Origin of the sequence: Eudoraea algarum (assembly GCF_050589645.1) — a bacterium.
In the GTDB taxonomy this organism is placed as follows: domain Bacteria; phylum Bacteroidota; class Bacteroidia; order Flavobacteriales; family Flavobacteriaceae; genus JBNGOQ01.
In genome coordinates this window covers 1,012,520-1,025,626 of record NZ_JBNGOQ010000001.1, presented here as the reverse complement: position 1 = coordinate 1,025,626, position 13,107 = coordinate 1,012,520, and the positions used below count along the sequence as shown (strand labels likewise).

Here is a 13,107-nt window from a genome sequence, read left to right as displayed (position 1 = left end):
AACAATAAACGTTAAAATTCCTTTTTTATTTGTTCATCTGGAGCAATTCGTCGATGTAGCCCCTATCATTGGACAATCTGGGTATTTTGTGCTGACCTCCAAGCTTGTTCTTGGATTTTAACCAATCGTAGAAGAGATTCTCCCTGGCAACATGCACTTTGGGCATTTTTAAGGTCATGTTGTTATAGCGTTTTGCCTCGTAATCCGAATTCAGCGATTTTAGGGCATTATCCAAGAATTCCGTAAAATAATTGAGTTCGTCCGGTGCTTTCCTAAATTCGATGATCCATTCGTGGGCGCCTTTTTCCTTTCCAGACATAAAAATGGGGGCCGCTGTATAATCCATAATCTCGGCGCCCGTTTTTTTACAGATGTTCTTCAGGGCCTCCTCTGCATTTTCTATGATCAATTCCTCCCCAAAGGCGTTAATATGGTGTTTGGTACGCCCGGTTACCTTTACCCGATAGGGATCCAGCGAGGTAAATCGGAGCGTATCCCCTATTTTATAACGCCAAAGTCCGGCATTGGTGGTAATGACGATAGCGTAATTTTTGCCCGTCTGCACCTGCCATAAGGGAATGGCACGTTGTTCTACGGTGCCATAGGTTTCCATGGGAATAAACTCGTAGAAGATGCCGTAGTCCAGCATCAACAATAGGTCATCCGAGTTATTTCTGTCCTGAATGGCAAAAAAGCCTTCGGATGCGTTATATATTTCATAATAGTTAAAGTTTTTTCTGGGTAAAAGTTTTTGGTATTGGTCCTTATATGGATTGAAACTGACCCCTCCGTGAAAATACACCTCCAGATTCTCCCAAACCTGAAAAAGGTGATCCCGGCCCGTTTCCTCTAGGACCTTGTTCAACAAGACCAGCATCCAAGAGGGTACGCCTGCCAAACTGGTCACATTCTCCTCCACACTTTCCTTGATGATGGCACCCATTTTAGTCTCCCACTCGCTCATGAGCGATACCCTGCTGCTCGGGGTGCTGCTCAACTCGGCCCAAAAGGGCATATTGTCTATTAAAATAGCGGACAAATCCCCGAAAAAGGAACCATTATCCTCATAAAGTTCCTTGCTGCCGCCCAAACGAAGGCTTTTTCCATTGAACAGTTGCGAGTTCTCATTGTTGTTCAAATAAAGGCACAGCAGGTCCTTTCCCGATTTATAATGACAGTCTTCCAAGGCCTCCGTGCTCACAGGGATGAACTTGCTCTTGGCATTGGTGGTACCGCTACTTTTGGCGAACCATTTGATCCCTGTGGGCCAAAAAATATTCTGCTCTCCCCTACGGGTGCGTTCTATCAGGGGTTCTGTCTCCTCATAGGAGACAATGGGTACCCTTTGGGCAAAAGTTTCGTAATTGGCAATGGACTCAAAACCGTGCTTTTTTCCTATTTCTGTATCCTTGGCCATGGAAATCAATTGATGAAGCACCTCTTCCTGAACCTCAGCAGGGTACTTCAGAAAAAGTTCTATCTGGTGATAGCGCTTTTTTAGCAACCATGACGCTATGGAGTTAAATAAGGGTATTGGCATTTTTAGGTATCTTTATCCTGAAAATATCCAGGGGTAAAAGTTTCGTTGGTTTCATCAAAATAGCCCTTAAATTTACTACTTTCAAATTTATTTTAAATTAAAATGACTAGTATGCTGTACGAAGGGGTTTTACGTAAAATGCAGACCGAAATGGGAAGCCCCATTCAATATTATATGCTCTTTGAGAACGATTTTTTAAATGTTAACCAGGTACTCGATAAGAGCTTGCAGATCAACTTCATAAAATTCCAATGCCTCAATTGTGGAGAAGACCGTCCGATATACCGCCAAGGGTTCTGCAAAAGCTGTTTTTATGAAACGGCCGCCGCAGGCGAGTGGATTATGCGGCCCGAACTGAGCACGGCTCATTTGGATAAGGAGGACAGGGATCTGGAATACGAAAAAAAGGTGCAGTTACAGCCACATATCGTATACTTGGCCAATTCCAGCAACATTAAGGTAGGAGTAACACGGAAGACACAGGTCCCTACCCGTTGGATAGACCAGGGGGCACACGAGGCTATTGAAATTGTGGAGGTACCCAACCGATATTTGGCGGGCATTACGGAAGTGGCCCTAAAGGATCATCTCAGTGATAAGACCAATTGGCGCAAAATGCTTACCAATGATGTAAAGGACGAAAACCTAGTGGAATGGCGAAACAAACTGAGGTCCTACATTCCGGAGGAGGCAACGGATTACTATATTGACAACAATACGGAGACCCATCTAGAGTTTCCGGTGCTCAGATATCCAGAGAAGGTGAAAAGCCTTAGCCTCAATAAAAATCCCAACTATACGGGCGTTCTAAAGGGAATCAAGGGACAGTACCTCATCTTTGAGGACAATACGGTGTTCAATATACGTGGAAGCGAAGGCTACTATGTAGGTTTGGGGGTTAATTAATGGAGTTTTTTTCTGCTTTATCGCTATGGAAATGACAAGAGAACTAGGTAATAAAAAATAATTCTTGCCAGCTTCATTTCTTTGCTTGTCCAAAGAAACGAAGCAAAGAAAAGACACCTTCTACACAGGAATTTTTGCTTTGCAAAATCGGTGTCGAAACTTCTCCATCACGCCCTAGCGTGACGGTACCAATCGAAGCTTTCTCCACCTATTCTTTGTAGAAGGGGGTTCAAAAGAAATCATTTTGTCACATGCACCATTCCAATGAAGCTTCTTTAATCAATTTTTGTTTGGTCAATTAACGGAATCTTTCTCTTTTTTCTTCTTTTTCCCCAACAGATTGCCCAAAATGCCTTTGGCTGCCTTTTTGACGGGATCGGTCGATGTGGCGCTCGAATCGGTTTTTGATCCAACGGTATCTTTTTGTTTATCGCCCAACAAATTCCCCAGGGTACTGGTTACCGATTCTTGGGAACCGGTTTGGACGGTGGAATCCTTATCGGATGAATTTCCCGAAAGGATGTTGCCGATCAACTCCTTGGCCTGGTCCTTGCCCTGGTTGAGTAATTTTTGCTTTTGCACCTCTACCAGCTGGGCCGTCAGGTTCTTGACCCCAGAACTTAAATCGGTACTGACCGTTGGGGCCCCAAAACTGCCCCCTATGTTTGCACTGATGGGGACCGTCATATTTTCCAGCTCCTCATCATCAATTTTGGCAATAAGGTTGTTCACTTCGCTGCCCAAATACTTCGTGGGTACATCCAGGGTGGCCGTGTAGTTCAGTGCATTGTCAAAGGTATGGCTCCCGCTAACGTTTACGGCAATATCTTCGTACATGACCGTAAAGGGTTTAACCTTCACCAATCCATCTTCAAAAGAGAGGGCCGTTTTTAGCCCTTTTAGATTAAGTTTATCCGTCTCCAGAAAACTGAGCTTGCTGCTTAGGGACGACAGTATTTTTGCCTTTTCGGGCTTGATTTCCGTGGCCAGTAGTTCCGCCAATACGTTGCCCGTAACCGAAGAAAGGTTTGGCGTAAAATCGTTCTTTAGATTTCCCGACAATTGAACATCCGAATTCAACTTCCCCCTTAGTGCACTGGCAACGGGCGCCAAGGCCTTGAACAGTTCCAAGGCTTCAAAGGTCTCCCCGATCCTAAAACCGTCCATCCCCAATTTCATGGCAAAGGTAGGGGTCTCCGCTTTCGTGGAAACTTCTCCATTAAGCGCCAGTTTCCCATCAAAAAGAGAAGAACTCATTTGTGAAAGGGTAGCTTTTTCATCCCTTATCCGTAAGGTTCCGGAAACGTCCTTTAGTGCTAGGTTGTCATATAGCACCGTAGCCGCATTGGCCCTTATGGTGCAGTCCAAAAAGGACGGAATCTTTATTTTTTCCGTGGTTTCCGGCGCCTCGGACGTTCCGGAAGACTCTTCCACCATAAAATCGTTCAGCGCAAAGGTGTCCGATTCCAGGTCGAAATCCCCAACGACTTTTTCATTGTTGAACAGGAATCCCAAAAGATTGGTAAGGGTACCCTTGGCCTTAAAATCGGTTTTTCCCGTTTGTCCACTAAGATCGTTCAGCGTCACCGTTTCGGGATCAAAGGTCAGGGCTGTGGATTTTATTTCAATGGGATTTGCAAATTCTTCTGAGCTGTATTGAAAGTTGGAGAGCTGTAGACGGCCTTTAGTACTGGTATTCCCATACCGTTTGTTTTCTACCGAGGCCATATCAAAGGCTGTAGTGACATTGGCATCCAAGATGCCCTGCAATTTCAGATCCTCCGGCATGGGATAGGCCTTTGAAATATTGGACAGGTCCATTTTGGCATCCAAATGGGCATTTACCTTGGTATTGCCCAATAGGTCCACCAACTTGGCGGTCATATTGAAGCTATCTGAGTTAATTCTAAATTTTAGTCTGTTGATTTCTACATAGGTGTCTTCGCTTATACCTGTTTTGTTCGTCACAGCCATTTGGATGGCGATATCCTCAACGGACTTGGGCAGGTCAGGGTACTTAAAGGAAGCCTTATCAGAATTTACCCGAATATCGAAGGTGGGGATATGTTCCTCATCCACCACACCCTTGAAAACCCCTGCCACTGTAAAGTTTCCCGTGGTCTGCACATTTTCAATGTTCCTAGCGTAGGCTTCGGGCAACACCGCCAGAAAATTCTTAAACCCCGAGGAGGGGGTCTCAAAGCTAATGTCTACCTCCTGATTATCTTCGTTCACCTGCACGTAACCTTCAAAAACCAAGGGTAATTGATTGATTACAGCCTCATTTTTAAGAAAGGAATATTTGTTCGCTTTCAAATCCATGCCAAGGAGTGCGTCCAACTGCACCTTGTTTTTATTCAAGTAATTGGTACTGTCTAACTGAAAGGATACCAGGGCATTGGTATGCGTATCCAATTCCGACTTCTCAAGGGACAGGTCCCCACTACCCGAATGATCCAGATCCAAGAGCTCCAATTGAAGCCCTGTGGACAAATCCGTATAGCGTATTTCGGAATTGGTGATCTCATAAGACTCCAGGGCCAAGCTAAAGTTATCGGATTTCCCTTCGGTTTCCTCCACAGTCTCGGTTGGTACCGCGATATCGTAGTTGGCAATTCCCAAGGAATCGATGGTGATTTGCAAACGAGCACCATCAATGGTTAAACTACGTATGCCGATGGGTTCCGAGGCATCTTTGAACAGCTCCCCTATGCCCATCGTCAACTCCACCTCTTTAGAAGCGAACAGCGTATCTCCGGCAAAGGGGGCAGCGGTAACCAGGCTGATGTCTTTAAGGCTTACCTTAGCCTTGGGGAAGCTGCTGAAAAGGCTCAGATCGGCCTCGGAAAAATCCAGGGTCCCGGTAATGTTATTGTTTACCTTGTTTTTAATGATATCGGCTATCTTGCCCTTGAGAAAAAATGGGGCGGCAATGAGGGTGAGTACAAAAAGTAATACAACGACACCTACAATCCTGACAATTTTCTTTTTCATATCTCCTATACTTATTCCTGTTCTATCAACTTAAAAAAGCGCCACTTATTATATGTCGAGCGCTATTTCCCCACCAACGGGAAGTTTAAACCGTTTTCTTAGGATATATACGAACAAATACAGAAAAGGGGTGTCCAGAAATGCTATAAAAACCTTAAAAAGGAAGCCGCTGACCACCAGGCCGTAAAATAGGCTCCAGGGGAGCACTCCAAAGAGGCATAAAAGGCCTACCACCGTAAAGGTATCTATGAACTGGGAAAGAAAGGTAGAGAAATTGTTTCGCAACCAAAGGTACTTTCCCTTGGTGAGTCGTTTCCAGAAATGGTAAAGGGCGATATCCACATACTGGGCCGCCAAATAGGCGAGCATCGAGGCCAATACGGCTACAGGGGAAAGCGCAAACACCTGGCCAAAGACGGCATCGTCTACCGGGGAGGTGGGAATGGCCGGGACAAAATCTGCCAACAGCAGGATGCCCATGGAAAAAAAGGAGGCAAAAATACCTGCTGTTACGATTTGGTTGGCCCGTTTTTTTCCATAAATCTCGGAAATGAGGTCCGTAATCAAAAAAGTGAGGGGATAGGGTAATATCCCTACCGAAAGTTCAAAAATAGGTGCCCCAAAAACAGTGATATCACCAAAGGGGTTCCAGTAAAAGAACTTCTGAAAGATCAAGTTGGAAACCACCAATGAGGTAATGAAGAGCGCGCCCAGATATAGATAGATGGTGTAGGCAAGCCTCTTGTCCTTAAGCGTCATATATTTTATTTAATATTCAGCGCAAAAGGCATCCTTGCCTGAATCCCCTTTTGTTGCATTGCCCGTTTAATTTGTTTTAAGATGGTATAGGCCTCCTCGCCCACTTCGGCTTGGATAAAAGCTTCCTTATGCTGCACGCTGGTGCCGCCAAAATCTTCCATAAAGCGCTCAAAGCCCGATTTGTACCTGGGATATTTTTTTATTCCGAAGGATTCAACTTCTGCCAGGGAGGCCGCGGCGGTAACCGCGTCGTCCAAACCGCCCAATTCATCGATCAGTCCCAGCCGTTTTGCATCGGTACCGCTCCACACCCTACCTTGGGCCAGGCTATCCGCTTCGGCTATGCTAATGTTGCGCCCTTGCGAAACCCGATCCAAAAAGGTGTTATAGGTGTCCTCAATGCCCTCCTGAATCACTGCTCGGAAACTATCGCTCATGGGTTCAAAAACGGAATAATCCACCGAATTCTTGTTGGTCCCCACCTGTTCGGCATTGATCCCAATATTGCCTGCCAGTTCGCTGATGTTCGGGATGGTGCCAAAAACCCCAATAGAGCCTGTAATAGTGGTAGGTTCGGCGAAAATCCTATCTGCTCCCACGGCAATGTAATAGCCCCCTGAAGCGGCCACATTGCCCATGGAGACCACCACGGGTTTCTCTGCTTTGGTGAGTTCTATTTCCCTCCAGATAATATCCGATACCAGCGCACTGCCACCGGGCGAATTGACCCGAAGCACGATGGCCTTCACCGACTCATCTTCCCGGGCCTTTCTCAGGGCGTTGTTGATAATCCCCTGGCCTATAAAATCAGGGCTGCCCTCACCGTAATAAATTTCTCCCTGAGCGTAGATGATCGCTATTTTATCCTTGCCGGAATAGATCTTCTTTTTGTTGGCCGTTCTGATGTAATCATAGAGGCTTACGTAGTTCACATCTTCGTCCTCTCCCAGTTCAAGCGCAGTTTTGAGATACTCTTCGTATTCATCATAGTTGGCCAGGCCGTCGATTAGGCCGGACATTTCGGCATATTCGGGTTTTCTGGCCCCCAGGGTATCGGCAATGACGTTCAGGTCCTGTTCACTCATATTTCTCCCCTCGGCGATATCGCCCAGCATGGAATCCCATAGTGAGTTGATCAGCTCGCTGATCTGTGTTCGGTTGGCCTCACTCATTTCATCGGAGAGATAGGGTTCTACCGCACTCTTGTACTTCCCGTGACGGATGACCTCCATCTTCACTCCTGTCTTTTCCTGAAGTCCCTTGTAGTACAGTACCTCGGCGGACAATCCCTTGAAGTCCATTCCCCCTACCGGGTTCAGGTACATCTTATCGGCCACGCTGGACAGATAGTAGTCTTTTTGCAGGTAAAAATCGCCAAAGGCATAAACAAACTTTCCAGAAGTTTTAAAATCCTTTAAGGCATCCCTAATAGCCTGTGTTTGGGAGAGGCCCGCTACCAAGAAATTGTTGTTGATGCTGATCCCCTTGATCTTATCATCCTCCTTGGCCACCTGAATGGCGTGCAGAATTTCATCCAATCCTTGGGATTCCTCAAAAAAACCGCCGAAGGGATCCAGCTCATCGTTTCCTACATAGTCCTTGATCGGATCCTCTATTTGCAACTCCAGCACCGCCTTGTTGGGAATACTGACCCCATCCTCGGCGCTCCCGGCCAGACTTATAAAAATCAGGAACATCACGAACAGTATTCCGAACGCGATAAGACTACCAAGAATGGCCGCAAGTAAATTTCTTAAAAACTTCATTAATAGCAATTTAATTCAAAAAGTGCAAAGATAACCAATGTTATGCTTATTTATGTCGTGATTTAGATCGAATCATTTCTCTGGCTATTTCGGAATGATTTCTTTTTATGTCGATTTGTTTTTGTTTACTTTGTTTCCCCATTATGCCAGACGCTGTAATCTCATATCTTTCCTTGGGCAGTAATTTGGGCGATAAGGCCCACCAACTGCAAAGTGCCCTTTTTTTACTTCATGAAAAGGCGGGGTCCATCCAACGCATATCGCACGTTTATAAAACGGCGGCCTGGGGCTTTGATTCGGATGATTTTCTGAATATCTGCATCGCCCTGGAAACGAAACTCACGCCCGAAGCCCTGTTAGAGGTCATTCTACAGATTGAGGAACAGTTGGGAAGAAAAAGAGCCGCCGGCGAAGGGTATACCGCGCGCAGTATCGATATAGACATGCTGTATTACGACTTTGAAATCATGAAGACCGATACCCTTACCCTTCCACACCCAGAACTGCACCTAAGGCGTTTTGTCTTAAAACCTTTGGCGGACATCGCCCCGCAGTTCTATCACCCCATATTGATCAAGGATACGCGCAACTTGCTACAGGAGTGCAGGGACAAAAGTGTACCCGAGAAAACGGCACACCGTTTTTTCAAGAATCGGGAGGAGCAGTTTTCGGGACTGAATTTTATCGCGATCGAAGGGAATATCGGAGCCGGAAAAACCACTTTGGCACGTAAAATTTCGGAGGACTTTAACGCGAAACTGGTCTTGGAGCGCTTTGCGGACAATCCCTTTCTGCCTAAGTTTTATGAGGACCAAAGTCGGTATGCCTTTCCCCTGGAAATGTCCTTCCTGGCCGATCGCTACCAACAATTTTCGGACGACACCTCCCAGTTTGACCTTTTTAGGCAGTTTATGGTGAGTGATTACGATATTTACAAATCGCTAATCTTTGCAAAAATCACCCTGCAGGAAGAGGAATTTGCGCTCTACCGGAAGGTGTTTAATTTTATGTATCGTGAAGTAAAAAAGCCCAAGATATACGTTTACCTCTATCAGCATACGGAACGCTTGTTGGAGAACATCAAGAAACGGGGTAGGGATTATGAACAAAAAATACCGCCCGATTATCTGGAAAAAATCAATCGTGGATATTTTGATTTCATCAAGAGCTATCCGGAGCAGAACAACTTGGTCATAGACGTATCCACCATGGATTTTGTAGAGCACGAAGCCGATTACCAGAGCATTCTCGACCAAATCCAGAAATTCGCTGCCCAGTTGTCTTTTTAAGATAAAATTTGGAAAATTCTTGCACAAGAGCGTGCAATTTGCTTTATTGCAGGCGCAAATACGCAACTAACTAACTCAAACTATATAGGTAAGACCCTGACATTCACTGTCGGGGTTTTATTTTTTTAGGTGTGGAATCCCATCCAAAAATGCCATACCACCACCCCGGCGCTTACCGAAATATTCAAGGAATGTTTGGTGCCGTATTGGGGAATTTCGAGCACCCCATCACAAACCGATACCACTGCCTGGCTTACGCCCCTTACCTCGTTTCCAAAGACCAGGGCGTACTTGTTATCACCTTTGATCGAAAAGTCTTGTAGTTGGGTGGCCCGTTCTGCCTGTTCCACAGCCAAGGTAGTGTAGCCAAGGGTCTTCAGCTCGGCTATCAGTGCTTCTGTATCCTTGCGGTATTCCCAGGACACGCTTTCGGTAGCACCCAGAGCGGTCTTATGGATATCCTTATGGGGCGGTGTGGCGGTAATTCCGCACAGATAAATCTTCTCCACCAAAAAGGCATCGGCCGTTCTAAATACCGAACCGATATTGTTAAGGCTCCGGATATTGTCCAACACCAGGACCACGGGTGTTTTTGCTACCTTTTTGAATTCCTGGACCGTTAAACGCTCCAATTCGTTGTTTTCCAATTTTCGCATGGATCTTGCGGATAGGTGTTTTACCCTGTACCCTATTAGCGCTCTATAGCAGCCATCACGTTAAATTGCCCTGGTGGTTTTGGGGAGGACAAAGTTATCCCCAAAATATCAACAATAGTTTGATGCCCCTAGGGAAATTGGTACATTCGTTTTTACAATTTCCCAACAAAAATACACTAATAAAATCGCTTTTGGCCCAGTCTGGAAAAACAAAAAAGGTGACCCCTTTGATGCAGCAGTACAACACCATCAAGACCAAGTATCCTGATGCCTTGTTGCTATTCCGCGTGGGCGATTTTTATGAGACCTTTGGCGAAGATGCGGTGAAGGCCGCCAAAATATTGGGCATTATCCTGACCCATCGGAACAATGGGGGCGATAAGACCGAATTGGCCGGTTTTCCCCACCATTCCCTGAATACCTATCTGCCCAAACTGGTAAAGGCCGGGCAGCGGGTGGCCATCTGTGATCAGCTGGAAGATCCCAAACAGACCAAGACCATTGTAAAAAGGGGCGTTACGGAGCTGGTAACACCCGGGGTGGCCCTAAACGATGATATTTTGCAGGCCAAGACCAATAATTTTTTGGCTTCGGTACATTTTGGGAACAAGCGCCTAGGGGTATCCTTTCTGGATATCTCCACCGGAGAGTTCCTTACGGCCCAAGGCAGTGAGGAGCAGATAGATAAGTTGCTGCAGAATTTTGCGCCGAATGAACTCTTGGTCTCCAAGGCGTACAAAAAGGATTTTTCTGAGGTTTTTGGCGATCGCTTCCACACCTTTTTTATGGAAGATTGGGTGTTTCAGGAAGACTTTGCCCTGGAAACGCTCACCCGTCATTTTAAGACCAAAACCTTAAAAGGCTTTGGAATAGACCATCTGCAACAGGGCATTGTAGCCTCTGGGGTGGTGTTGCACTATCTTTCCGAGACACGGCATAGTCAGTTGCAGCACATTGGTAGGCTGAGCCGTATTGCTGAGGAGGACCATATCTGGATGGACCGCTTCACCATTAGGAACCTGGAACTGTACCAATCCAGTAACTCCAATGCCATTACCCTCTTGGACATCATTGACAAGACCCGTTCCCCTATGGGCGGGCGACTGCTAAAACGCTGGTTGGCACTACCGCTGCAGCATGTAGAGAAGATTCGCCAGCGGCATCAGGTGGTTTCCTATTTGGTAGGGCACGAGCCTGTACTGGAAAAGCTGCAGCACAGCATGAAGCAAATGGGCGATCTGGAACGCCTGATTTCCAAGGTGGCCACGGGAAAGATCAATCCCAAGGAAGTAATCTATCTCAAAAATTCGCTCGAGGCCATCGTTCCCTTAAAACAATTGGTACTGCAGACCGATGATGGGGCTCTACAGGCCCTGGGGAACCAATTGGAAGATTGTGGGGCCCTGCGGGCAAAGATCAAGGAAATGATCAATGAGGAGGCCCCGGTAAATCCGTTGAAGGGCAAGACCATAGCCGATGGGTATTCCGAGGAGCTTGACGAGCTGCGGGAGCTGGCCTTTTCCGGGAAGGACTATTTGGACAAGATGTTGCAGCGGGAAACGGAACGTACCGGAATCAGTTCGCTCAAAATAGCCTCCAATAACGTTTTTGGCTACTATATTGAGGTACGCAATACCCATAAGGACAAGGTACCGGAAGAATGGATCCGCAAGCAGACCTTGGTGAGTGCGGAGCGCTATATTACCGAGGAACTAAAGGAATACGAGGCCAAGATATTGGGGGCCGAGGAACGCATCCAGATCCTGGAACAACAGTTGTTCGCCCAGCTTATTGTTTGGATGCAGGAATACATTGCCCCCGTGCAGCAAAACGCGCAGCAGATTGCGCAGTTGGACTGCCTCTGTGGCTTTGCCCAATTGGCCCAGGAAAACCAATACGTGCAACCGGTAATGAACGATGCTACGGTAATCGATATCAGGCAGGGGCGCCATCCGGTCATCGAAAAGCAATTGCCGCCCGGGGAGAGTTATGTAGCCAACGACTTGCTCTTGGACCGGGAACAGCAGCAGATCATCATGATCACAGGGCCCAACATGAGTGGTAAGTCGGCCCTATTGCGCCAGACCGCCTTGATTGTGCTCTTGGCACAGATGGGCAGTTTTGTCCCGGCCACATCGGCCAACATCGGTTATGTGGACAAGATTTTTACCCGTGTGGGTGCCAGTGACAATATTTCCATGGGCGAGTCTACCTTTATGGTAGAAATGAACGAGACCGCCGCCATACTGAACAACTTATCGGAGCGCAGCCTGGTGTTGCTGGATGAGATCGGTCGCGGTACAAGCACCTATGACGGTATATCCATCGCCTGGGCCATTTCGGAATACCTGCACGAGCATCCGTCGCGAGCCAAAACGCTTTTTGCTACCCACTATCACGAACTCAATGAGATGTCGGCCACCTTTGAACGCATCAAAAACTACAATGTTTCGGTAAAGGAGCTCAAGGACAAAGTGCTCTTTCTCAGAAAACTTACTCCTGGGGGCAGTGCCCATAGTTTTGGTATCCATGTGGCAAAAATGGCGGGCATGCCCCAGCAGGTCATCCAAAAGAGCCAAAAAATCCTGAAAAAGCTCGAAAAGTCGCACTCAAGCGAAGAGCTTACCGATAAATTGCAGTCGGTCCAAAACGATCTGCAGCTGAGTTTCTTCAATTTGGACGATCCCTTGTTGGAGCAGATCAAGGAAGAGATCTTGGATCTGGATATCAACACCCTTACCCCGGTGGAGGCCTTGATGAAGTTAAATGAGATTAAACGCTTGTTGGGCAAAAAGAAGAAAGCCTCCAGTTAGCCGGGCCTGACTTTTACCCGAATCAAAATAATTGTCCCACCTGCTGTTTTTTGACCAAAAATTCCTTTGCCTTTTCTAGAATTGTATTAAATTTGCGTCCGCAACGATAGATACGTTCTTACATATGCGAAAATAGCTCAGTTGGTAGAGCGCCACCTTGCCAAGGTGGAGGTCGCGGGTTCGAATCCCGTTTTTCGCTCCAATTGAAGTTCTTTAGTGGAAAGTGACCTGGATACAGGTCGCGGGCCGAGACGTTCCGCCCTGCGGAAGTCGCGGTGCGGACAAGCGAAAGCTTCGTCAGCATTCGAATCCCGTTTTTCGCTCCAATTGAAGTTCTTTAGTGGAAAGTGACCTGGATACAGGTCGCGGGCCGAGACGTTCCGC

Annotated in this window: 8 protein-coding genes and 1 tRNA gene; 4 read left to right on the top strand and 5 right to left on the bottom strand. The window is 46.8% G+C overall.

Annotation, left to right across the window (positions count from 1 at the left end):
• Positions 1-25 precede the first annotated feature (25 nt).
• A complete protein-coding gene (locus ACRD67_RS04725) occupies positions 26-1,540 on the bottom strand; it encodes a GH3 auxin-responsive promoter family protein (protein WP_430965885.1) in 1,515 nt (504 codons plus the stop codon).
• A 111-nt stretch (positions 1,541-1,651) separates the two neighbouring features.
• On the opposite strand from ACRD67_RS04725, the gene ACRD67_RS04720 reads away from it, so the two are divergent.
• Positions 1,652-2,446, top strand: a complete 795-nt coding sequence (locus ACRD67_RS04720) for a DUF2797 domain-containing protein (RefSeq protein WP_430965884.1) — start codon at positions 1,652-1,654, stop codon at positions 2,444-2,446.
• Positions 2,447-2,740: 294 nt separating this feature from the next.
• Here the strand turns inward: ACRD67_RS04720 and ACRD67_RS04715 are convergent, their stop codons facing one another.
• Genes ACRD67_RS04715 through sppA form a run of 3 tightly spaced genes read right to left on the bottom strand, consistent with a single transcriptional unit; the run spans position 2,741 to position 7,965 of the window.
• Positions 2,741-5,440, bottom strand: a complete 2,700-nt coding sequence (locus ACRD67_RS04715; RefSeq protein ID WP_430965883.1) for an AsmA-like C-terminal region-containing protein — start codon at positions 5,438-5,440, stop codon at positions 2,741-2,743.
• Positions 5,441-5,488: 48 nt separating this feature from the next.
• Positions 5,489-6,199 (bottom strand): queuosine precursor transporter, encoded by a 711-nt coding sequence (locus ACRD67_RS04710; protein WP_430965882.1) that lies wholly within the window; start codon positions 6,197-6,199, stop codon positions 5,489-5,491.
• Positions 6,200-6,204: 5 nt separating this feature from the next.
• Entirely contained in the window at positions 6,205-7,965 is a 1,761-nt protein-coding gene (gene sppA, locus ACRD67_RS04705; RefSeq protein ID WP_430965881.1) for a signal peptide peptidase SppA, read from the bottom strand.
• A gap of 143 nt (positions 7,966-8,108) precedes the next feature.
• Between sppA and folK the strand changes: the two genes are divergently transcribed.
• Positions 8,109-9,254 (top strand): 2-amino-4-hydroxy-6-hydroxymethyldihydropteridine diphosphokinase, encoded by a 1,146-nt coding sequence (folK, locus tag ACRD67_RS04700; protein WP_430965880.1) that lies wholly within the window; start codon positions 8,109-8,111, stop codon positions 9,252-9,254.
• 125 nt (positions 9,255-9,379) lie between these two features.
• On the opposite strand, the gene ACRD67_RS04695 is transcribed toward folK, so the two are convergent.
• Positions 9,380-9,910 (bottom strand): RNA methyltransferase, encoded by a 531-nt coding sequence (locus tag ACRD67_RS04695; protein ID WP_430965879.1) that lies wholly within the window; start codon positions 9,908-9,910, stop codon positions 9,380-9,382.
• Between the two features lie 230 nt (positions 9,911-10,140).
• Here ACRD67_RS04695 and mutS point away from each other — a divergent pair, with 230 nt between their 5' ends.
• Both mutS and ACRD67_RS04685 read left to right on the top strand, forming a co-directional pair.
• Positions 10,141-12,723: a DNA mismatch repair protein MutS gene (gene mutS / locus ACRD67_RS04690; RefSeq protein ID WP_430966185.1), complete on the top strand. Its 2,583-nt coding sequence runs from the start codon at positions 10,141-10,143 to the stop codon at positions 12,721-12,723.
• Positions 12,724-12,849: 126 nt separating this feature from the next.
• A tRNA-Gly gene (locus tag ACRD67_RS04685) sits at positions 12,850-12,925 on the top strand.
• The last annotated feature ends 182 nt before the right edge of the window (positions 12,926-13,107 follow it).

What these genes read in the sequence shown, in the direction of transcription:
- ACRD67_RS04720 (WP_430965884.1), top strand. Translation starts at nt 1,652, where the DNA reads ATGCTGTACGAAGGGGTTTTACGTAAAATGCAGACCGAAATGGGAAGC.
- ACRD67_RS04710 (WP_430965882.1), bottom strand. Translation starts at nt 6,199, where the DNA reads ATGACGCTTAAGGACAAGAGGCTTGCCTACACCATCTATCTATATCTG.
- ACRD67_RS04695 (WP_430965879.1), bottom strand. Translation starts at nt 9,910, where the DNA reads ATGCGAAAATTGGAAAACAACGAATTGGAGCGTTTAACGGTCCAGGAA.
- folK (WP_430965880.1), top strand. Translation starts at nt 8,109, where the DNA reads ATGCCAGACGCTGTAATCTCATATCTTTCCTTGGGCAGTAATTTGGGC.
- ACRD67_RS04715 (WP_430965883.1), bottom strand. Translation starts at nt 5,440, where the DNA reads ATGAAAAAGAAAATTGTCAGGATTGTAGGTGTCGTTGTATTACTTTTT.
- ACRD67_RS04725 (WP_430965885.1), bottom strand. Translation starts at nt 1,540, where the DNA reads ATGCCAATACCCTTATTTAACTCCATAGCGTCATGGTTGCTAAAAAAG.
- mutS (WP_430966185.1), top strand. Translation starts at nt 10,141, where the DNA reads ATGCAGCAGTACAACACCATCAAGACCAAGTATCCTGATGCCTTGTTG.
- sppA (WP_430965881.1), bottom strand. Translation starts at nt 7,965, where the DNA reads ATGAAGTTTTTAAGAAATTTACTTGCGGCCATTCTTGGTAGTCTTATC.